Here is a 19,851-nt window from a genome sequence, read left to right as displayed (position 1 = left end):
GAAGTCGTGGGTAGCGGCGCAACTACGGGTAAGCAGTCGCTTTAGGTTGGGTCAAGAATGGAGGGCTTTGGCCGTTGGCTCAAAGCATGTGCCCAGCCCAAATCTTGCGATTGACCAGGTCGGCAGCAATTTCAATGAAGGCATCCCCGACGAACTTGGCAGCCGGACTGACCCTTCTGTCTGCAGGAAAGACCTGAACCAGTTTGCGCATCGGAATGGGGTCGACCAGGGGTGCGGCGCTGAGCACGCCAGATTCGATTTGCGTGTAAATCGATGCCAAAGGCAGAGCGGTCAAACCGAAGCCATTGCAGACCAACGCAATCATCGCGCCGAAGGAGTCGGCTTCAACGCTGGTCTTGAGCTTGATCCCGACTTCACGCGCACAATCATCCAGAATCACGCGAAGGCTATGTCGAGCGCTTGGCAACACCAATGACTGCTCAGCCAAAGACGCGAATGACACCGGCGTATCAAGACGCAGGTTGGCGCTGGCGGGGCCGACCAGCAGCAAGTTTTCCATCATCACTGGCACAATACGCAGCGTATGCAGCGGTTGCGGATCGTAAGAAATTGCCAGCTCCAGTTCGCCCCGCTGTACCCAATCCAGCAAATAACCGCTGAACGCCGAGGAAAACCTGACGGCGAGATTCGGATGCGCCTCTTTGATTTTGCGGACCAGAGGAACGGTGACAATTTCCGCTACCGTCGGCGTCGTACCGATGACGACCGTTCCCCGAAAAGAAGTCTTTCCGCCCACCACCGAACTTCGAATGGACTCCATTTCTTCCATGATTCGGGTGGCATGCGCCAGCACTTCGCGGCCGGCATCGGTAATCTCCATGCCTCGCCCATGCCGATCAAACAGGTAGGTGCCGAGTTCCTTTTCCAACAATCGAATTTGCCGGCTAAGTGCCGGTTGTGCGATGTGAAGCCGATCTGAGGCCTTGCTGAGACTGCCTAGCTCAGCCACATGAATCAGGGTTTTGAGTTGAACGACATCCATTACCAGGCCAGTCAAAGTCGGGCTCGGCGCGAAATGCGTCGAAAGTAGTGTGAGTGTAAACGCAATAGCGTTTCTTGGAATGCCACAGGGCCCGCGTCGCATGGGGCCTGGCGGCTTTCGAGTCGGCTGTATCCCCCAGCCCGCAGGGGTTGCAAGGCAAGCTATAAAATTTCGGTATATCAGTTAGGCCTGGCTCACGGCTTATTACCCTCCTCACTCTGCGGTAGCGTGCAATCAACGTCGACGCCAAGAGCGATCGACTGACTACAAGAATAAGATTCGAGGGCTTGCGCCATGACTTACTACCTTTCTCGTTACCTGACCGCCCCCCCTTACACAGTCAGCGAACAGCTGACCTCTCCTATACATCCCCCCTCTTCATGTGCCTTGGTCGTCAAAAGGTCACAACCACTGCGTTAAGCCCATCAACCCATCGAGCTAGCAACGTCGGACACGCATCAGCGTGCGCCTCGTATCGTCTCGCCTTGAAAAAAGGGTGAACAGAATGTCTGCATCTACCAGCGACTCAACACTCCACACTGAAAAGTCCGATCAGATTAAAAGTCCGAATCGCGTCAGAGCCATCATGGGTGCCTGCTCGGGCAATCTGGTGGAGTGGTACGACTTTTTCATTTATGCCTATACCGCCATCTACTTTGCAGCTTCGTTTTTCCCTAAAGGCGACACCACCAGCCAACTGCTCGCAACCGCCGGCGTCTTCGCTGTCGGCTTTTTCATGCGCCCTCTCGGCGGCTGGATTTTCGGCTGGATTGCCGATACTCGCGGCCGTAAGGTCTCGATGATTATCTCGGTGTTCATGATGTGCGCCGGCTCCCTGCTGATTGCCGTCATGCCAACCTATGAAACCATCGGTGTGGCGGCGCCGGTTTTGCTCGTCGTCGCCCGGTTGATTCAGGGGCTGTCCGTCGGCGCGGAGTACGGCACCGGTGCCACCTACATCAGTGAAATTGCGACACCTGGGCGCCGCTGTTTTTATGGCTCCTTTCAGTACTTCACCATCATTGCCGGTCAGCTCATGGCATTGATGACGGTGGTCATTCTCCAGCAAACCCTCACCGGCGAAGAATTGCGCGAATGGGGCTGGAGGATTCCGTTCTTCATCGGCGCGCTAAGCTCAATCGTGGTGGTGTATCTGCGCCGCGCCATGCATGAAACCGCCACCAAGAAAGACATGAACCGCAAAGACGCCGGCTCGCTGCGCGGCATGTTCAAGCACAAACGGGCGGTCGCGCTGGTGGTAGCGTTCACCATCGGTGGTTCTTTGTACTTCTACACCTTCACCACTTATATGCAGAAGTTCCTGGTGATCTCCGCTGGTTTCAGCCCGGAAACGGTCAGTTTCATCATGACCGCGGCCCTGGTCGGTTTCATGTTCTGCCAGCCACTGTTTGGCTTGCTGGCGGACCGTATCGGGATCAAGGCGCACATGCTGATGTTTTCAGGGTTGGCCATGGTGCTGGTGATCCCCCTACTCTATTCGCTGCAGTCGGTGAGTAGTCCGTTTACGGCGTTCCTGCTGGTGTTTGGTGGCCTGGCCATTGCGTCGCTCTACACCCCGATTGCCGGGATCGTCAAAGCGGAACTGTTCCCGCCTGCGGTGCGCGCATTGGGCGTGGGCTTTCCGTATGCCGTCGGCAATGCGGCATTCGGCGGCACCGCCGAATACGTCGCCTTGTCGCTCCGGTCCCAAGGCATTGAGGAGTATTTCTTCTTCTATGTCGCGGCCGTCGTGACCATCACGTTCATCGCCGCGATGTTGATGCCAAATCTGTCCCGATACGGGTACATCAGCGGTTCCGGTGAGGTCGAAGAGCGCACCGGGCTCAGAGGTTGTTCAAAACCGGGCGCTGCCAGGGCCTGACCATTACAGCGACACGAAAAGGGCCCGATGGGCCCTTTTTGCATTACTGCGCAGTACTTGCCTGGAAATCGGCGATCTGTTGCCACATCGCGATGGGGTTGGAATACATCGGGAAATGCCCGCAATCAGGAATGGGGGCCAGCCGGACACCTTCGGCCTGGATATGCGGCAGATAGGACAGTGACGCGTTTTGTTCGCCGTACATGAACATCCGCGGGCATTTCAAGCCGAGGAATTTGCTCATCAGATCGGCATTATCGGAAAGATCGACCATCGACTGGAAAATCCCTCGCACAGCACCGGCACGCACCTTGTGTCGCAAGCTCGCGGAATACAGCGCACTGGCAAACGCCGGAGCGTGCCGGGCGCGCTCGATGAAGGCCGAGAAAAAAGCCTCGGGATCGTTGCTCGGGTAATCAATGATCTGCCGGCTGAGGAAGCAGTCTTCCGGGGCGATATTACCCTCGATATCGACGAAGCTCAGCACCCGGTCCGGGAACTGATGCGCCAGCATCAATGCGGTCAGACCGCCCATGGAATGGCCGACCAGATGGAAGCGTTCGATGCCAAAATGCTCGAGCACCTGCACCGCAGTCTGCAGCAGAAAGGGAATGGAAATCCTGGAAAGATCACTGCACTGGCTTTCGCCGCAACCCGGTGCGTCGTAAGCCACGAAAGGGTGACCGGCGAATGCGCACTGCTGCACGATGTCGGCATAGTCCTCCTTGGTCGAACCAAAACCATGCAGGAACACGATCGGCGCAAGGTCGCCGTCGCGATGGATGGCGGCCACGTTCAGTTGCACACCCTCCACCGTCAGCGGGAGTTGCACATGATTGAACGTTTCTGGAGAAGGCACGTTGTTGACTCCTTGAACGAAAAGGTAGCGCCGAGCCTGGGTTGCCGGCAGCCAGGCTCGCAATTTCAAGGGAATCGAGCCTTCTGTAAATTCCTAATACGGGAAGGTTTTCATATGCCAAACCTATCATTGCTGTTCACGCCCGGGACTGGAGTCGGGTGACCAGCTCTTCCACCATCGGATTGGGCCGATCTGCATTCCAGGCCAGCGCTGTTGTCACGACATTGAGCTTCTGGCTCAGCGCTCGAAACACCACGTTGTCGGGCGCCAGTTTTTTCAGCGACGCAGGTACCAGTGCGATGCCCTGGCCGCAGCTGACAAAGGCAATTTGCGAGGCGACCGAGCGCACTTCATGCAGCACGCGCGGGGAAAAACCGCTGGCACGGCAGGTCGCGATCAGATTGTCGAAGTAGACCGGGCTGACCTTTCGGGAAAACATCACCAAGGGTTCAGTGGCCAGGCTGGACAGGCTGATTCGCGTGCGTGCAGCCAAGGGGTGATCGCTGGGCAGGGCCACAACGAGGCGGTCCTGAGTCAGCGGCAGTGATTTGATCGACGCCCCCAGATCACCGTCCAGCCGGGCGAAGGCCAGGTCGATGTCGCCGGCTTCCAGCGCCGGCACGGCTTCGACGCTGTCGATCTCCCGCACGGACACAGTGAGGTGCGGATAATCACTTTTCAATTGCTCGATCAAACCGGGCAAGACATCAAACATGGCCGTGGAAATCGCGCCGATGGTCAACATCCCCGACTGCCCCGCCACCGCCTCCTCCACGGCGAGTTCCAGGCGCTCCAATTGGTCGGCGAACTTGCGCACGGCCGGCAGAATCGCCGCCCCCACCGGGGTCAGCTTCGCACCGCGTCGCGAGCGATCAAACAGCTTGACCTTGAGCGCCTGTTCCAGCACCTGGATCTGCTCGCTCAGCGGTGGCTGGGACATGCCCAACCGCTTGGCCGCTCGGCCGAAATTCTGTTCTTCGGCCACCGCCAGGAACAACCAGAGATGACGAATCAGTCGGAAATTGATCATGATTAATCCATAGGTTTAACGTATCTAACGCATCTGTGATTAGTAATATACCTATCAAATTGTCTCGCTGACACTGGGCGCCTCCGTCACCACTGGGGCTTTCCCATGATCAACAAGAGTTTGCTGGATCGCTTGGCGGCGCTGGATACCAACACGGTTTCCGATGCGCTCGACTTCCTCGGCCTGCCGGGTGCCACCGTTGGGCTGCGCCCGTTGTGGAACTGCCCAAAGATTATCGGCCGCGCCAGCACCGTGCTGCTGGCTCCTAAATCCGACAACGTCCCCACTGTGCACCTGATTACCCCCGTGGTGGAGCAGATCGACAGCGATGATCGTGTGCTGGTGATCGCCGGTGGAATCGAAGGCATCTCCTGCTGGGGCGATATCCTCGCCAATGCCGCGACCAGCAAGAAAGTGCGCGGCACGGTCATCGACGGTTTCAGCCGGGACATCGACGGCAGCGAGTCGATTGGCTACCCGGTTTATGGCCGCGGCGTGACCATGATCAGCGCCCGCAATCGGGTCGTGCAGATCGATGCCGCTGTGACCATCAACGTGGCCGGCGTCGACGTCAGCGAGAACGACTATGTCATCGCCGATACCTGCGGCACCGTGTTTGTGCCCTCAGCCTATATCGAGAAAGTGCTCGACCTTGGCGAGCGCATCGCCCACCGCCAGGAGGGCATGGTCGAGGCTGTTCGCAGCGGCCGCTCGGTCGCCGAGGTGATGCATGACACCCAATTCGAAGCGATCCACGTGGAGCACGCCTGATGAACATCGAAGACAAAGAACTGGTCGCCTTGTTTGAAGGCCTGGACACCCCGGGCGTTTCCGATGCGCTGGACAAACTCGGCCTGCCCGGCCAATGCCTCGGCGTGGCGCCACTGGACAACTACAGCAAGGTCATCGTCGGCCCGGCGTACACCGTGCAGTACGTCTCGGCCAGCGTCCCTCCCGGCACCGTGGGCGATTTCATCGAAGAGGTGGCACCTGGCGATGTGGTGGTCATCGACAACGGCGGCCGCACCGACTGCACGGTTTGGGGCGACATCATGACCCAGTACGCCGGCACTCGGCAGATCGCTGCCACGGTCATTGACGGCGTTTGCCGTGACGTGAACAAAGCACTGGGCGATGGCTACCCGATGTTCAGCAAAGGCCGCTTCATGCGCACCGGCAAAGACCGCGTACAGGTTCAGTCGGTCAACCAGCCGGTGTCCATCGGTACGGCCCGGGTCTGTGCCCGCGACATCGTGGTGGCTGACGCCAACGGCGTGGTGATCGTCCCCCGCGCCCGTGCGGCTGAAGTGGCGGCATGTGCCCGCCAGATCGAATCGATCGAAGCCGACATTCGCGCCCTGATCAGCCAAGGCAAAACCCTTAAAGAAGCCCGGGCCGCACTGGGTTACCACAGCCTGCAGAGGAAAGTCTGATGACCATGCTCCCCCTCCCCCTGGATTTTCATGCACGGGCAAAAGTGCTGGGCAGCTCGACGCTGTATGAAGCGTCCCATCTGCCTTGCGCGGTCGACAGTGCCATCCGCCCGATCTGGGACGGCGCCTTCATCTCCGCCCCCGCCTACCCGCTGGAATGTTCGCCGGGTGACAACCTCGCCCTGCACCTGGCGATGGAACGTGTACCCCGTGGCAGCGTGCTGGTCGTGGGTACGGGTGGTTTCATCGCCGGTTATTGGGGCGAAGTGCTGACCGTGGCGGCCGAAGCGGCTGGCGTGGTCGGGCTGGTGATCGATGGTGGCGTACGCGACATCGCTGCACTGAAGAAACGCCAGTTCCCGGTGTTTGCTCGCGGCATCTCGGTGAAAGGCACGGTCAAGGCCAGTGCGCCTTCGGTGGGGCAACCGTTCAATTTCAACGGTGCTTGGGTGGCTCAGGGTGACTGGGTGGTGGCCGACGATGACGGTGTGATCATCATTCCCAAGGCGGATGCGGTACGCACCCTGGCCGAAGGCGAGGCGCGCGCGAGCAAGGAAGCGCAGATGATGCAGGCGTTGACCGAAGGCCGCTCGACCCTGGAACTGATGAACCTGACTGAGTGGAGAACCCGCGCATGAGCGCCGATATCCAGCGGCTGAATCAGCGTCTGGCCGGTGCCCAGCCTTCCGCGACTTACCGAATCATGGATCGGGTTGCAGAGCGCCGGGCGCAAGGTGCGAAGATCATTTCGCTGTGCGCCGGCGAGCCAGATTTCGATACGCCCAAGCATGTGCGCGAAGCGGCCATTCACGCCATTGAACACGGGCACACCCGCTACACCCAGGTCGCCGGGGTACGTTCACTGCGAGAAGCGGTGGCCGCCAAGTTCCGCCGCGAGAACGGCCTGGACGTCACCTGGCAAGACACCCTGGTCTGCAACGGTGGCAAACAGGTGATCTACAACGCTTTGGCCGCAACCCTCAATGAAGGTGACGAAGTCATCGTGCCGGCGCCGTACTGGGTCAGTTACCCGGAGATGGTTCAACTGTGCGGTGGTGAAGCCCGAATCGTTACCTGCGATGCCGACACCGGTTTCAAGCTGACGCCCTCGGCGCTGGCCGCGGCGATCACCCCGCAGACCCGCTGGTTGATCCTCAATTCGCCGTCCAACCCGACCGGCGCGGTGTACAGCCGGGAAGAACTGCACGCCCTGGCTGAGGTGTTGTTGTCTCATCCTCATGTGCTGATTCTGGCCGATGACATCTACGAACACCTGATCTTCGACGATCAAGTGTTCTACACCCTGGCCCAGGTTGAACCACGACTGGCACCGCGCACCCTGACCATGAACGGGGTGTCCAAGGCCTATGCCATGACCGGCTGGCGCATCGGTTTTGCCACAGGGCCACGGTGGTTGCTGGACGCCATGGAAAAACTGCAAGGTCAGCAAACCTCCGGCGCCAGTTCGATTTCGCAACAGGCCGCACTCGCTGCGCTGGAAGGTCCCAAGGATTTCATCCGTGAAAGCCGCGTTGCATTCCAGAGTCGTCGCGATTTGATGGTGGCGTTGCTGAACGACACCCCAGGCCTTGAATGCATCAGTCCGGCCGGTGCGTTCTACGCGTTCGCTTCCTGTGCCGGATTGATTGGCCGTACCTCACCGGGTGGCCGAGTACTGCACACCGACGAAGATGTCGCGCATGCGCTGCTCGACGAAGCGAATGTGGCCGTGGTGCATGGCAGCGCTTTTGGCCTTGGCCCTTACATTCGCATTGCCTATGCCCTGGATGACGTTTCATTGCGCCGGGCTTGCGAGGCGATCCGTACATTCTGCAACTCTCTGCGTTAATCATTTCCCTTCCCATAATGCGTGGCTATCGCCGTTGTCCGGCAGGCCACGCAATCACCTCCCTGCTATACAAAATGGGCATATCTCAAAGACAAAAACGGTAGTCGTCCTTCTCCTCCATCCCTCCCAGAATGTGTGAAAACACAAAAGCAGCACTGCTTGGGAGATTGGCATGTCAACAGAAGCTGAACACACCGTGGGACAGGATTGGCAGGAGGACGTATTCCGCGTGCTCAAGGCCCACGACGTCAAACACGTGGTCTTCGTACCGGATGCGGGCCACTCGGCGGCGATCCGTATGTCCTATGCAGACCCGGACATCAAAGCGGTCGTCCTCACCACCGAAGAAGAAGGCATCGGCTACCTAGCCGGCGCATGGCTGGGCGGTGAGCGCGGCGCCCTCTTGATGCAGTCCAGTGGCGTCGGTAACTGCATCAACACCCTGGCACTTCAAGTCTGTGCCGGCTTCCCCCTGCTGATGGTGGTCACCATGCGTGGCGACTGGGCCGAGTTCAACGCGTGGCAGAACCCGATGGGCCAGGCCACCGAAGCCTCCCTGAACCTGATGAAAGTGATGACCTGGCGCGCGGACGTCCCTGAAGACGTCGCCCCCCTGCTGCACGGTGCCGCGACCATGGCCTTCAACGGTGATTCGTCCACTGCCCTGCTGCTCGGTCAGCGCCTGATTGGAGAAAAGAAATGGGTCAAGTAAGCGCAAACCACACCCTGTGCCGCCGCGAAGTGGTCAAGGCCTTGCTGGCCGACCGCAAAGACGTGCTGGTCGTGACGGGTCTCGGTTCGGCGTCCTATGACGTCATGGCTGCCGGTGACAATGATCTGAATTATTACCTGTGGGCTGCCATGGGCAGCGCAATCACTGTCGGGTTGGGCCTCGCCAACGCGCAGCCAGACAAGTCGGTGGTGGTGGTCACCGGTGACGGCGAGTTGCTCATGGGCTTCGGCGCCCTGGCGACCGTCGCGCTGCAAAAGCCCGCCAACCTGACCATCGCTGTGCTGGATAACGGTCACTTTGGTGAAACCGGCATGCAAGTCAGCCACGCCGGTTTTGGTATTTCCCTGGACCAGGTGGCGAAGACTTGCGGCTTCAGCTGGACCGATGAAATCCGCGACATGGAAGGCGTACATGACCTGCGCGAGCGCTTTGCGACCCGCGATGGCGTCAAGCTCGCGACGATCAAGATCAAAGCAGAAAACCCGCCACGGGTGCTGCCACCGCGCGATGGTCATTACATCAAGAATCGTTTTCGTGCCGCCTTGGGTTTCAACCCGATCTGATTGCTCTTTGCCCGGACCCGGTCACGCAGGGCTGATGCCGTGCGTGACGCGTTGAGGAGAATAATAATGACTGACCGTAACTCTGAAGAACTCAATGCCATCCGCGAGGGCGTACGTGCTCTGTGCGCTGAATTCGATGCGGCTTACTGGCGCAAAGTCGACGAAGAAAAAGGCTTTCCGGAAACCTTCGTCAAGGCCCTGACCGACGCTGGTTGGCTGGCAGCGATGATTCCTGTCGAATATGGCGGCTCCGGCCTTGGGCTGGCCGAGGCCTCGGTGATCCTGGAGGAAGTGAACCGCTGCGGCGGCAACTCCGGCACCGTTCACGGGCAGATGTACAACATGTTCACCCTGCTGCGTCACGGCAGCGAGTCGCAGAAAAGCTACTACCTGCCGAAACTGGCCAGCGGCGAATTGCGCCTGCAATCGATGGGCGTCACCGAGCCCACCACCGGTACCGACACCACAAAGATAAAGACAACCGCCGTGCGCAAAGGTGACCAGTACGTGATCAACGGGCAGAAGGTGTGGATCTCACGCGTTCAGCATTCCGACCTGATGATCCTGCTGGCGCGGACCACGCCGTTGGCCGACGTGAAGAAGAAGTCCGAAGGCATGTCGATCTTCCTCGTCGATCTGCGCGAGGCCATCGGCAACGGCATGACCGTGCAGCCGATCGCCAACATGGTCAATCACGAAACCAACGAGTTGTTCTTCGACAACCTGGAAATCCCCGCTGACAGCCTCATCGGCGAGGAAGGCAAAGGCTTCCGCTACATCCTCGATGGACTGAATGCCGAACGCACCCTGATCGCCGCCGAATGCATCGGTGACGGTCGCTGGTTTATCGAAAAGGCCAGTGCCTACGCTCGCGACCGCGTGGTGTTTGGGCGCCCGATCGGGCAGAACCAGGGCGTGCAATTCCCCATCGCCGAAGCGCACATCGAGATCGAAGCGGCCGACCTGATGCGCTGGCGTGCCTGCGAGGAATACGACAGCGGCCTCAACGCCGGGGCCAGCGCCAACATGGCCAAGTACCTGGCGGCGAAAGCCTCCTGGGAAGCGGCTAATGCCTGCTTGCAGACCCACGGCGGTTTCGGTTTCGCCTGCGAGTACGACGTCGAGCGCAAATTCCGCGAAACCCGCCTGTACCAGGTAGCGCCCATCTCCACCAACCTGATCCTGTCGTACGTCGCCGAACACCTGCTCGAGCTGCCGCGCTCTTTCTAAAAACAAGAGAGAAAAGATCATGATCCAGTCCAACGGCATCCGTCCTCTCGATGGCATTACTGTCGTCAGCCTTGAACATGCCATTGCTGCCCCTTTCTGCACCCGACAACTGGCCGATCTGGGCGCCCGGGTGATCAAGGTCGAACGTCCGGGCACAGGTGATTTCGCTCGAGGTTATGACCAGCGCGTCAACGGCCTGGCCTCGCACTTCGTCTGGACTAACCGCTCGAAAGAAAGCCTGACCCTCGACTTGAAGCAGGATTCGGCCACCGAGGTGCTGGACAGTTTGCTGGCCACCGCCGATGTGCTCGTGCAAAACCTCGCACCCGGTGCTGCCGCGCGAATGGGCCTGTCGTTCGAGATGCTTCATCAGCGATTTCCGCAGCTCATTGTGTGTGACATTTCAGGCTATGGCGCCGGTGGCCCCTATGAAAAGAAAAAAGCCTACGACCTGTTGATCCAGAGCGAAGGTGGATTTCTGTCGGTGACCGGTGGCTCGGGCGAAGAAGAAATGGCCAAGGCCGGTTGTTCGATCGCCGACATTGCAGCTGGCATGTATGCCTACACCGGCATCCTGTCCGCGCTGCTGTTGCGTGGGCGCACCGGTGAAGGCAGCCACCTCGATGTGTCGATGCTGGAAAGCCTGGTCGAGTGGATGAACTACCCGATGTACTACGCCTACGACGGTGCACCTCCGCCACCTCGGGCCGGTGCCGCGCACGCCACCATTTACCCCTACGGCCCCTTCCCCATCGGTGACGGCACCACCGTGATGCTGGGTTTGCAGAACGAGCGTGAATGGCAGTTGTTTTGCGACAAGGTGCTGCTCAAACCCGAACTGGCGAAAGACCAGCGCTTCTCGGCCAATTTCAAACGCGTGGAAAACCGTCAGGCGCTGCGCGAGCTGATCGTTGAATCGTTCTCCACGCTCAACTTCGATGCCGTCATTGATCGCCTCGACCACGCGCAAATCGCTAACGCTCGGGTGAACGACATGCAAGGTGTCTGGGACCATCCGCAACTTCAGGCCCGTGGTCGCTGGCGGGAAGTCGAAACCTCTGCCGGCACCGTCCCGAGCTTGATACCTCCCGGCAGCAACAGCGCGTTCGAGCCACGTATGGATGCCGTCCCGGGCCTCGGCCAACACACCGAACAGGTACTCAGGGAACTGGGGCTGGGAACGGACCGCATCGAACAAATGCGCGCAGCCGGGGCGATTTAGCCTTGATCTGAAAACAAAAAACCTGCCTGCAACGATCAAAGTTTTTCGAGAGAACACTGCCCAATGAAAATCCTGGTAGCTGTGAAACGTGTGGTCGACTACAACGTGAAAGTTCGCGTCAAGGCGGACAATTCCGGCGTCGACCTCGCCAACGTCAAGATGTCGATGAACCCGTTCTGCGAAATCGCAGTGGAAGAAGCCGTACGCCTGAAAGAGAAAGGTGTTGCGACTGAAATCGTCGTCGTCTCCATCGGCCCGTCCACCGCTCAAGAGCAACTGCGCACCGCGCTGGCGCTGGGTGCCGACCGCGCCATCCTCGTCGAATCCGCTGAAGACCTGACTTCGCTGGCCGTTGCCAAGCTGCTCAAGGCTGTTGTCGACAAGGAACAGCCTCAGCTGGTGATCCTTGGCAAACAAGCCATCGACAGCGACAACAACCAGACGGGCCAGATGCTCGCGGCATTGAGTGGCTACGGTCAGGGCACGTTCGCGTCCAAAGTCGACATCAGTGGCGACAGCGTTGCCGTGACTCGCGAAGTCGACGGCGGCGCGCAGACAGTTTCCCTGAAACTGCCGGCCATCGTCACCACCGACCTGCGTTTGAACGAGCCGCGCTACGCGTCCCTGCCGAACATCATGAAAGCCAAGAAGAAGCCTCTCGAAGTAGTGACTGCGCACGCTTTGGGCGTTTCCACCGCCTCCACCAACAAGACCGTGAAAGTCGAAGCGCCAGCTGCACGCAACGCGGGTATCAAGGTCAAGTCGGTGGCTGAACTGGTCGAGAAACTGAAAAACGAAGCGAAGGTGATCTGAATGACGATCCTGGTTATTGCTGACTATTCAACCGACCAGCAGGACAACAAAGTGCTGGCCCCGGCCACGCTGAACACTGTGGCTGCCGCCGCCAAAATCGGTGGTGACATCCACGTGCTTGTGGCTGGCACATTCGTGGGTGCCGTGGCTGAAGCCGCGTCGAAAATCGCTGGCGTGGCGAAAGTGCTGGTGGCCGACAACGCTGCATACGCCAATCTGCTTCCCGAAAAAGTCGCCCCTTTAGTCGCCAGCCTGGTGATTGAGCAGCAAACGATTTACAGCCATGTCCTGGCCTCCGCCACTTCCAACGGCAAAAACATCCTGCCGCGCGTTGCCGCTCAGCTGGACGTTGACCAGATTTCCGAGATCATCTCGGTCGAAAGCGCTGACACTTTCAAGCGCCCGATCTACGCCGGTAACGCCATCGCCACCGTTCAATCGAACGCTGCGGTCAAAGTAATCACCGTGCGTGCCACCGGTTTCGACCCGGTTTCTGCTGAAGGTGGTTCGGCGGCTGTTGAAACCGTTGCCGTTGCTCACGATGCGGGGATTTCCAGCTTCGTCGGCGAAGAACTGGCCAAGTCCGATCGTCCGGAACTGACCGCTGCCAAGATCGTCGTTTCCGGCGGCCGCGGCATGCAGAACGGCGACAACTTCAAACACCTGTACGCCCTGGCCGACAAGCTGGGCGCTGCCGTCGGTGCTTCCCGCGCCGCGGTCGACGCCGGTTTCGTACCCAACGACATGCAGGTCGGTCAGACCGGCAAGATCGTTGCGCCACAGCTGTACATTGCCGTCGGTATCTCCGGCGCGATCCAGCACCTGGCCGGCATGAAAGACTCCAAAGTGATCGTCGCGATCAACAAGGACGAAGAAGCGCCGATCTTCCAGGTGGCCGATTACGGCCTGGTGGCGGATCTGTTTGAAGCCATACCCGAAATGGCCGCCCTGGCCTGATCACCGACCGACAGGAGCCAAGTTTATGAACACTATCGATCTTTCAGCCTGGATTGGACGTCGCCAGGAAAGCCAGGACCGGATCAGCTTCAACCTGGTTAAACGCATTGCCGCGACATTGAGCGAAGTGGCGCCGCAGCCCGGCGAACCTCTGCCGCCGCTGTGGCATTGGGCATTCTTTCAAGATCCGGTTGCGGCCAGCGAACTGGGCCCCGATGGTCACCCAGCGCTCGGTGGATTTTTGCCTCCCGCGCACAACCGCAATCGCATGTGGGCCGGCAGCCGAATTGAGTTCTACCAGCCGTTGAAGGTGGAGGCCGACGTGTCCTGCGTCTCGACAATCCTCAATGTCGAAGAAAAGCACGGGCGCACGGGTTCCTTGTTGTTTGTCACTGTACGCCATGAGTATTTCCAGGACGGCCAACGCGCCCTGCAAGATGAACAGGACATCGTTTACCGCGAACCCTCCCCACCGAAACTAAGCGGCACCGAAGCACTCCCTGAAGGCCAATGGCAGGAACAGGTCGAGCCTTCCCCGACCCTGCTGTTCCGCTACTCCGCGGTCACCTTCAATGGCCATCGAATTCACTATGACTGGCCCTACGTCACCGAGACCGAAGGCTATCCGGGGCTGGTGGTGCATGGTCCATTGATCGCCACATTGAACCTGCGCGCCTTTACCAACGCGCACCCGACCGCGTGCTTGAAGCGCTTCACCTTCCGTGGCGTCCGACCGCTGATTTCACCTCAACCCTTCGAGGTCGGCGGACGCTTGATCGATAGCGGCAAGGCGCAGGTCTGGGCTGGCAATCAGGACGGCACCGCACAGATCGGTGAAATCGAATTCAGCGAGGGAGGAACACCATGAGTCCATCGATTGTTCGTTCCGCCCTGTTTGTCCCGGCTACTCGCCCGGAGCGCATCCCCAAAGCCATCGCCACCGGCGCGGACCGGGTCATTGTCGACCTGGAAGATGCCGTGCAAGAAAGCCTCAAGGAACAGGCCAGGGATAACCTGGAGCGTTTCTTGAGTGAAACCCCGCAGGCTCGGATTCTGGTTCGGGTGAATGCCCCGGATCACTGGGCGCACGCTGCGGATCTGGAACTTTGCCGACGCCATGCCGGCGTGATCGGAATTTTGCTGCCCAAAGCAGAAAGCGCAGCGCAAGTACTCACGGCGGCTGCCACCGAAAAGCCCATCTGGCCGATCATCGAAAGCGCCAAGGGCTTGGCTGCGCTTAATGAGATTGCCAGTGCCCAAGGCGTTGAACGCTTGTCGTTCGGCAGCCTCGATCTGGGCCTGGACTTGAACCTGACCACCGGCAGTCCTGCCGCCGAAGAGATCCTCAGCCACGCCCGCTACGCCGTATTGCTCAGCACTCGGGTGGCCGGCCTGGCTCCGGCGCTGGACGGTGTTTTCCCCTCAATCGAGGACACCACAGGCCTGCACAATGCCGTCCAATTTGCCCGTGACATGGGCTTTGGTGGCGCGTTGTGCATCCATCCGAACCAGGTCGCAATCATCCATCAAGCGCTAAAACCCAGCCCTGAAGAATTGCACTGGGCGCACCGCATCATGGATGCCGCAAGCTCGGGAGAAGGTGTATTCGTAATGGATGGGCGAATGGTCGATGCGCCGGTCATTGGTCGTGCACAAGCCATTTTGTCGCGCGCGAACTAGCCAGTTCTCGTGGCAATAAATGCAGCTAACGCCAGAAAAAAAATGCATTGGGCGGGTGACCAGACCTTCCCAATGCAAAACGACCTGATTAGATGTTCCTCGAATTGATTAACCCAGCGTATTCAGGCACACCACCTTGGGTTGGGTCATTTCCTCATAGGCGAAGCGCACCCCTTCCCGGCCCAGGCTGCCGTACTTGGAACCGCCAAACGGCATCGCATCGAAGCGGTAGTCGGAGGAGTCGTTGATCATCACACCACCGGCTTCAATTCTTCGTGCGGCGCTCATGGCCGTTGCCAGATCATTGGTGAAGATCCCCGCATGCAAGCTGTATTCGGGCTCGTTGGCCAATGCGATGGCCTCATCGAAGGTTTCGAAAAGCTGCAACACCACCACCGGCGCGAAGACTTCGGTGCGCCACAGCCGACTGCAATGATCGACATTTTCCAATACCGTAGCGGCGTAGCACGAGCCTTGGCGCCGATGGCCGCAGAGCAACGTGGCGCCCTCTTGCAACGCGTCGTTCACCACTTGCTCGGCATTCTGCGCGGCTTGCGGGGTAATCATCGGGCCGATATCAGTGTCGGCACGCATAGGGTCACCGTTCACAAGCGCCTTGGCCTGGGCGACAAAACGCTCACGGAACGCTTCATAGATCGATGCCTGAATCAGCAAGCGCTGAGTGCCTATGCAGTTCTGCCCCGCCGCCCAGAAGGCCCCTGACAAGCAACTCTCGACGGCGGCCTCAAGGTCGCAGTCGCCCATGACGATCACCGGCGCATTACCGCCCAGGTCCATGGCGAGTTTCTTCAGGCCGGCCGTGCGTGCAATCTGCTCACCGGTCAGGAAGCCGCCAGTAAAAGAGATCATCCGCACTTCACGGGAGGCCACTAAGGCCTTGCCCAGTTCCGCGCCCCCGGTCGCGACCGTGACCACCGATTCGGGCAACCCGGCCATGACCAGATACGACACCAATTTTATGGCCGACAACGGCGCAAGCTCTGACGGTTTGAGAATCACCGCATTGCCGCCGGCAATGGCGGGACCGAGCTTGTGCGCCACCAGATTCAGCGGATCGTTGTACGGGGTGATCGCGACAATCAGGCCCAAGGGTTCGCGGGAAAACCAGCCTTGGCGCGACTCGGAGCCCTCATAGGCGTCGAAAGGCACCACTTCCCCGGCATTACGCTTGGCCTCCTCGGCAGAAAGCTTGAGGGTGTTGACGCAGCGTTTGACTTCTTTTTCTGCCTGCTTGAGGGTCTTGCCGGCTTCGTCGACGATCAACCGGGCGAACGCCTGGGCATCACGCTCGATGTTCAATGCGGCCTGTTCGAGAATGCGTGCCCGACGATGACGCGGTAACCCGGCGCAAGCTCGTGCTCCGCTGCGCCCGGTCTCCAGCAACTGGGGCACTTGCGACGCACAGACATCCGCCACGGTCCCGATGACGCTACCGTCAAAGGGGTTAAAGACTTCGATTTGCGGCTCCACAACAGCCAAGGCCAGACGCGAAAGGTTCACAGGCATTCTCCTAGTTGTGTGCAACAGACTGATGGATGCTGATGATGTCCGACAGCAACGCAAACGCTGTTTCCATGCGCCCGGCCCCCGGCCCCGAAACCGTCACCGCACCGAGCAATTCGCAAGTAAACGACACGGCATTGGTGGCGCCGGAAATACCGGCCAGCGGATGATCGTGTTTCAACAGACGCGGTTCGACACTCGCACTGATCGCCCCGTCGGCATGACGCATGGCTGCACCGATCAGCTTCCAGCGAGCCCCGTCCTGCCGGGCTTTTTCAATGTCGCCAAGATCGAGTGAGGAAATACCGCTGCAAGTGACATCGCTGACCTTCAGCTTGGCGTCCAGCAGTTCGTTGGCCAGGATCACTACTTTGAGGCGCACGTCATGCCCCTCGACATCCGCCGTCGGATCGGCTTCGGCGTACCCCAACTCCTGAGCTTTACTGACCGCTTCGGCAAACCCCAATCCACCTTCCATACAGGTCAGAACGAAGTTGGACGTGCCGTTGAGAATCCCCTCGAAACCGACAATCGAACTGCCTGCCAGCGACTGTTTGGCTACGCGAATAACCGGCGTGCCACTCATCACCGAACCTTCGTATTCAAAGGCGACGTTATTGCGTCGGGCCAGCGCTTTCAGCTCGGCGCCGTGCAAGGCAATGGGTCCCTTGTTAGTGGTGACTACATGTTTGCCGCGTTCCAGCGCCCAACGGCAGAACGAGGTGGCTGGCTCGCCGTCTACCGGATTGGTGAAGGTGGCTTCGACAATGATGTCTGCGCCAGAGTCCTTGATCACCGCTTCGTTCAGGGCCTCTGCTGCACCACCCGGCAACTGCGCCAAAGCACCTTTGACGGCCGGCAGCGTGGCCAGCAACGCGGCGTCCAGCCCTTCGCGGCCAATCACCGAACCAAGAAACAGGTCGGTCACGCCAACGATTTTCAGGGTAAAACCCAGTTCGGTTTTCCAGTTTTCGTTACGTTCGGCAATCAGCTGAGCCAATGCCCGGTTCACACCGCCGAAGCCAACCAGCGCCAGTTTGTATTCAGTCATTTTTTTTATGCCCTTGATCCGGGTGATGGGTTGTCGGGTTCTAGGTTAGGGGCGCGGCCAGGGCAGTGAAATAGGCCAATTTGCTCTATTTTGTGGGCGTTTTGACCAGCACCCGGGCAAAACGCCAGGCATAAAAAAAGCCAACACAGGTTGGCTTTTTCAAGAACGACAAAGGGGTTAGACGACGGACGACAGCACGAATGAGGTCACGGTGTTTTCCACCCCGGGCAACGCGGAGATTTCATTCCAGACCTTATGCACCCGCTCCGGACTGGCAGCGCCGACCCGCAGCATCAGATCGAACTCGCCACTCATCACATCGCACTGAATGACTTCCGGTATTGCCCGCAGGGCCTGCAGCACTTCCGCGCCGCGCATGCGGTCGTAGCGGTAGACGAAAATCACCGCATTGATGTTCGAAGAAGCTTGTCGCCCCTCCCCCGTGCGTACGGTATAGCCCTGTATTGCCCCGTCGCGCTCAAGCCGTTCAATGCGCTGGCGCACAGCATTGCGCGACAGGTTGACCTTCGCCGCCAGCTCGGCGTGGGCAGCCCGGGCATTGAGCCGCAGTTCCGCGATGATGCGTTCATCGAGAGGGTCCAGAATTCGCTTCACTTGGCCTCCTGTTGCCGCGCCTTCACAGCGCGCCGAGCAGCTGATGGATGGTGTCGAGGTCGTCCGGTTGAATCCGGTAAAGCTGCGCCGGCCCTTGCTTCGCGACCGGGCTGTGTTGCGCCGGCGTGCTGATCCCCAGCTCGCCAAGCAGCACCGCCGATTTGGCTGGCGAGATTTCCCCCAAGGTGACCATTGGCGCCACCAGGCTTCGGCGGTACAACCTGGCCGCGAGGACGCCGGTGGCGGTATGCGGGTCGATGACATAACCGGTGTCACGATACAGCGAGGTCATTTCCTTCAGTGTCTCCTCATCACTGACCGCGTAAGAGTCGATGATCATCCGTGCCTGCAACCAGAACTCGTTGGCGATGGTCATCTCGCCGCTGGATTCGAACGCTGCCATCAGCGCGCTCACGGCCTGATCGTCATGTCCATAGAGCTCCCAGAGAAAACGTTCCAGGTTAGAAAAGATCGACAGGTCCATGGCCGGCGACAAGGTCTTGTTCGCTCGCAACCTGGAGTAGTGGTTCTTCAGAAACAACTGATGCAACGCGTCATTCTGGTTGGTTGCAACGATTATCTGAGTGATCGGCAAGCCCATTTTCTGCGCGATGTATCCGGCATAGACCTCGGCAAAACTCGCGGCTGGCACGCTGAAACCGATCGGACGCTGACCGCCCCCCAGTTGCAGCACGGCGTGGAAATAAAACACCAGTTGCGCCAAAACACTGACCCAGTTGCTGGAGTTGAAACTGATCGCCTCGTGCTGCATGCACGGCCACTGCCGGAACAACCGGGTGACGATGGTCTGGCACTCGTCGAAGCTGCCATTGACTGCGAACTGATGAACCTTGTGATGCGCCACCGCTTGCAAATGCTGGAGCTGGTCTTGCGGTACACCTGCCTGCGGGTAAAACACCACCACGTCCGTTTCGTCGCAGTGCTTGAATGCCTCGATGGCGGCAAGTCCGGTATCGCCATTGGTGGCACCGATCACCACCGCGCGACGCCCGCGTTTGCGCAGAAAGTATTGCACCAGCCGTGCCTGCAACTGGGCGGCAAAATCTTTCGAGGATCGGGTTGGCCCATGGAACAGCTCCAGCACCCATTCGTTACGATCGACCTGATGCAAAGGCGCCAGGGAACGATGGCTGAAGTCGCTACCAGCCTCCTTCAGCAGACGTTTGAGGTCAGCCTCAGGGATCGCCTCACCCACAAACGGACTGATCACCCGATAGGCCAATTCGTCATAGGGCAAGGTCGACCAGTTGGCAATGTCCTGTGGTTCAAATAGTGGCAGTTCGAGCGGTACGTACAGCCCACCATCCTCGGCAATTCCAGACAACACGACCTTTTCGAAATTGACCTGCACGGCCGAATTTCGGGTACTCACATAGTGCATGGTTG

The 19,851-nt window shown here is 59.3% G+C and carries 20 protein-coding genes; 13 read left to right on the top strand and 7 right to left on the bottom strand.

Annotation, left to right across the window (positions count from 1 at the left end; all coding sequences use genetic code 11):
• Positions 1-79: 79 nt before the first annotated feature.
• On the bottom strand, positions 80-1,003 hold the full coding sequence (locus QF010_RS01030) for a LysR family transcriptional regulator (protein ID WP_033061965.1): 924 nt from the start codon (positions 1,001-1,003) through the stop codon (positions 80-82).
• 505 nt (positions 1,004-1,508) lie between these two features.
• On the opposite strand from QF010_RS01030, the gene QF010_RS01025 reads away from it, so the two are divergent.
• A complete protein-coding gene (locus QF010_RS01025; RefSeq protein WP_429532372.1) occupies positions 1,509-2,885 on the top strand; it encodes an MFS family transporter in 1,377 nt (458 codons plus the stop codon).
• A gap of 43 nt (positions 2,886-2,928) precedes the next feature.
• On the opposite strand, the gene QF010_RS01020 is transcribed toward QF010_RS01025, so the two are convergent.
• Entirely contained in the window at positions 2,929-3,744 is an 816-nt protein-coding gene (locus tag QF010_RS01020; RefSeq protein ID WP_429532371.1) for an alpha/beta fold hydrolase, read from the bottom strand.
• Positions 3,745-3,880: 136 nt separating this feature from the next.
• A complete protein-coding gene (locus QF010_RS01015; protein ID WP_429532370.1) occupies positions 3,881-4,774 on the bottom strand; it encodes a LysR family transcriptional regulator in 894 nt (297 codons plus the stop codon).
• A 105-nt stretch (positions 4,775-4,879) separates the two neighbouring features.
• On the opposite strand from QF010_RS01015, the gene QF010_RS01010 reads away from it, so the two are divergent.
• The 12 genes from QF010_RS01010 to QF010_RS00955 all read left to right on the top strand — a co-directional run bounded on the left by QF010_RS01010 (position 4,880) and on the right by QF010_RS00955 (position 15,254).
• Complete coding sequence (locus QF010_RS01010) at positions 4,880-5,545, top strand: RraA family protein (protein WP_033061962.1); 666 nt, start codon at positions 4,880-4,882, stop codon at positions 5,543-5,545.
• A complete protein-coding gene (locus QF010_RS01005) occupies positions 5,545-6,207 on the top strand; it encodes an RraA family protein (RefSeq protein ID WP_429532369.1) in 663 nt (220 codons plus the stop codon). Before QF010_RS01010 ends, QF010_RS01005 begins: the two co-directional genes overlap by 1 nt.
• The gene (locus tag QF010_RS01000; protein WP_429532368.1) at positions 6,207-6,845 is read left to right on the top strand and encodes an RraA family protein; all 639 of its coding nucleotides are present in this window, start codon (positions 6,207-6,209) and stop codon (positions 6,843-6,845) included. The genes QF010_RS01005 and QF010_RS01000 overlap by 1 nt, the downstream gene beginning before the upstream one ends.
• Positions 6,842-8,056: a pyridoxal phosphate-dependent aminotransferase gene (locus QF010_RS00995; RefSeq protein WP_429532367.1), complete on the top strand. Its 1,215-nt coding sequence runs from the start codon at positions 6,842-6,844 to the stop codon at positions 8,054-8,056. The genes QF010_RS01000 and QF010_RS00995 overlap by 4 nt, the downstream gene beginning before the upstream one ends.
• 172 nt (positions 8,057-8,228) lie before the next feature.
• The gene (locus tag QF010_RS00990; protein ID WP_003442221.1) at positions 8,229-8,768 is read left to right on the top strand and encodes a thiamine pyrophosphate-binding protein; all 540 of its coding nucleotides are present in this window, start codon (positions 8,229-8,231) and stop codon (positions 8,766-8,768) included.
• Positions 8,756-9,352, top strand: a complete 597-nt coding sequence (locus QF010_RS00985) for a thiamine pyrophosphate-dependent enzyme (RefSeq protein WP_429532366.1) — start codon at positions 8,756-8,758, stop codon at positions 9,350-9,352. The genes QF010_RS00990 and QF010_RS00985 overlap by 13 nt, the downstream gene beginning before the upstream one ends.
• Positions 9,353-9,418: 66 nt before the next feature.
• Entirely contained in the window at positions 9,419-10,582 is a 1,164-nt protein-coding gene (locus QF010_RS00980) for an acyl-CoA dehydrogenase family protein (RefSeq protein WP_429532365.1), read from the top strand.
• 19 nt (positions 10,583-10,601) lie between these two features.
• A complete protein-coding gene (locus QF010_RS00975; protein WP_429532364.1) occupies positions 10,602-11,804 on the top strand; it encodes a CaiB/BaiF CoA transferase family protein in 1,203 nt (400 codons plus the stop codon).
• 63 nt (positions 11,805-11,867) lie between these two features.
• Complete coding sequence (locus QF010_RS00970) at positions 11,868-12,617, top strand: electron transfer flavoprotein subunit beta/FixA family protein (protein ID WP_429532363.1); 750 nt, start codon at positions 11,868-11,870, stop codon at positions 12,615-12,617.
• A complete protein-coding gene (locus QF010_RS00965) occupies positions 12,618-13,574 on the top strand; it encodes an electron transfer flavoprotein subunit alpha/FixB family protein (protein ID WP_429532362.1) in 957 nt (318 codons plus the stop codon).
• 25 nt (positions 13,575-13,599) lie between these two features.
• Positions 13,600-14,442: an HTD2 family dehydratase gene (locus QF010_RS00960; RefSeq protein WP_429532361.1), complete on the top strand. Its 843-nt coding sequence runs from the start codon at positions 13,600-13,602 to the stop codon at positions 14,440-14,442.
• On the top strand, positions 14,439-15,254 hold the full coding sequence (locus QF010_RS00955; RefSeq protein ID WP_429532360.1) for an HpcH/HpaI aldolase/citrate lyase family protein: 816 nt from the start codon (positions 14,439-14,441) through the stop codon (positions 15,252-15,254). The genes QF010_RS00960 and QF010_RS00955 overlap by 4 nt, the downstream gene beginning before the upstream one ends.
• Before the next feature lie 108 nt (positions 15,255-15,362).
• On the opposite strand, the gene QF010_RS00950 is transcribed toward QF010_RS00955, so the two are convergent.
• The 4 genes from QF010_RS00950 to thrC all read right to left on the bottom strand — a co-directional run bounded on the left by QF010_RS00950 (position 15,363) and on the right by thrC (position 19,846).
• Positions 15,363-16,775 carry an aldehyde dehydrogenase family protein gene (locus tag QF010_RS00950; protein ID WP_429532359.1) on the bottom strand — a complete coding sequence of 471 codons (1,413 nt, stop codon included), beginning with the start codon at positions 16,773-16,775 and terminating at the stop codon, positions 15,363-15,365.
• A gap of 10 nt (positions 16,776-16,785) precedes the next feature.
• A complete protein-coding gene (locus tag QF010_RS00945; protein WP_429532358.1) occupies positions 16,786-17,829 on the bottom strand; it encodes a homoserine dehydrogenase in 1,044 nt (347 codons plus the stop codon).
• A 177-nt stretch (positions 17,830-18,006) separates the two neighbouring features.
• A complete protein-coding gene (locus QF010_RS00940; protein ID WP_046053060.1) occupies positions 18,007-18,444 on the bottom strand; it encodes an Lrp/AsnC family transcriptional regulator in 438 nt (145 codons plus the stop codon).
• Between the two features lie 22 nt (positions 18,445-18,466).
• A complete protein-coding gene (gene thrC, locus QF010_RS00935; RefSeq protein ID WP_429532357.1) occupies positions 18,467-19,846 on the bottom strand; it encodes a threonine synthase in 1,380 nt (459 codons plus the stop codon).
• Positions 19,847-19,851 lie beyond the last annotated feature (5 nt).

The organism is Pseudomonas silensiensis (genome assembly GCF_050434865.1).
GTDB lineage: Bacteria > Pseudomonadota > Gammaproteobacteria > Pseudomonadales > Pseudomonadaceae > Aquipseudomonas > Aquipseudomonas fluorescens_W.
Note: the sequence above shows the minus strand (reverse complement) of the source record. Positions and strands in the feature narration are given on the sequence as shown.

Bases quoted from the DNA above. Each gene is read 5' to 3' on its own strand.
- QF010_RS01030 (WP_033061965.1), bottom strand. From the start codon at position 1,003: ATGGATGTCGTTCAACTCAAAACCCTGATTCATGTGGCTGAGCTAGGC.
- QF010_RS01025 (WP_429532372.1), top strand. From the start codon at position 1,509: ATGTCTGCATCTACCAGCGACTCAACACTCCACACTGAAAAGTCCGAT.
- QF010_RS01015 (WP_429532370.1), bottom strand. From the start codon at position 4,774: ATGATCAATTTCCGACTGATTCGTCATCTCTGGTTGTTCCTGGCGGTG.
- QF010_RS01010 (WP_033061962.1), top strand. From the start codon at position 4,880: ATGATCAACAAGAGTTTGCTGGATCGCTTGGCGGCGCTGGATACCAAC.
- QF010_RS01005 (WP_429532369.1), top strand. From the start codon at position 5,545: ATGAACATCGAAGACAAAGAACTGGTCGCCTTGTTTGAAGGCCTGGAC.
- QF010_RS01000 (WP_429532368.1), top strand. From the start codon at position 6,207: ATGACCATGCTCCCCCTCCCCCTGGATTTTCATGCACGGGCAAAAGTG.
- QF010_RS00995 (WP_429532367.1), top strand. From the start codon at position 6,842: ATGAGCGCCGATATCCAGCGGCTGAATCAGCGTCTGGCCGGTGCCCAG.
- QF010_RS00990 (WP_003442221.1), top strand. From the start codon at position 8,229: ATGTCAACAGAAGCTGAACACACCGTGGGACAGGATTGGCAGGAGGAC.
- QF010_RS00985 (WP_429532366.1), top strand. From the start codon at position 8,756: ATGGGTCAAGTAAGCGCAAACCACACCCTGTGCCGCCGCGAAGTGGTC.
- QF010_RS00980 (WP_429532365.1), top strand. From the start codon at position 9,419: ATGACTGACCGTAACTCTGAAGAACTCAATGCCATCCGCGAGGGCGTA.
- QF010_RS00975 (WP_429532364.1), top strand. From the start codon at position 10,602: ATGATCCAGTCCAACGGCATCCGTCCTCTCGATGGCATTACTGTCGTC.
- QF010_RS00970 (WP_429532363.1), top strand. From the start codon at position 11,868: ATGAAAATCCTGGTAGCTGTGAAACGTGTGGTCGACTACAACGTGAAA.
- QF010_RS00965 (WP_429532362.1), top strand. From the start codon at position 12,618: ATGACGATCCTGGTTATTGCTGACTATTCAACCGACCAGCAGGACAAC.
- QF010_RS00960 (WP_429532361.1), top strand. From the start codon at position 13,600: ATGAACACTATCGATCTTTCAGCCTGGATTGGACGTCGCCAGGAAAGC.
- QF010_RS00955 (WP_429532360.1), top strand. From the start codon at position 14,439: ATGAGTCCATCGATTGTTCGTTCCGCCCTGTTTGTCCCGGCTACTCGC.
- QF010_RS00945 (WP_429532358.1), bottom strand. From the start codon at position 17,829: ATGACTGAATACAAACTGGCGCTGGTTGGCTTCGGCGGTGTGAACCGG.
- thrC (WP_429532357.1), bottom strand. From the start codon at position 19,846: ATGCACTATGTGAGTACCCGAAATTCGGCCGTGCAGGTCAATTTCGAA.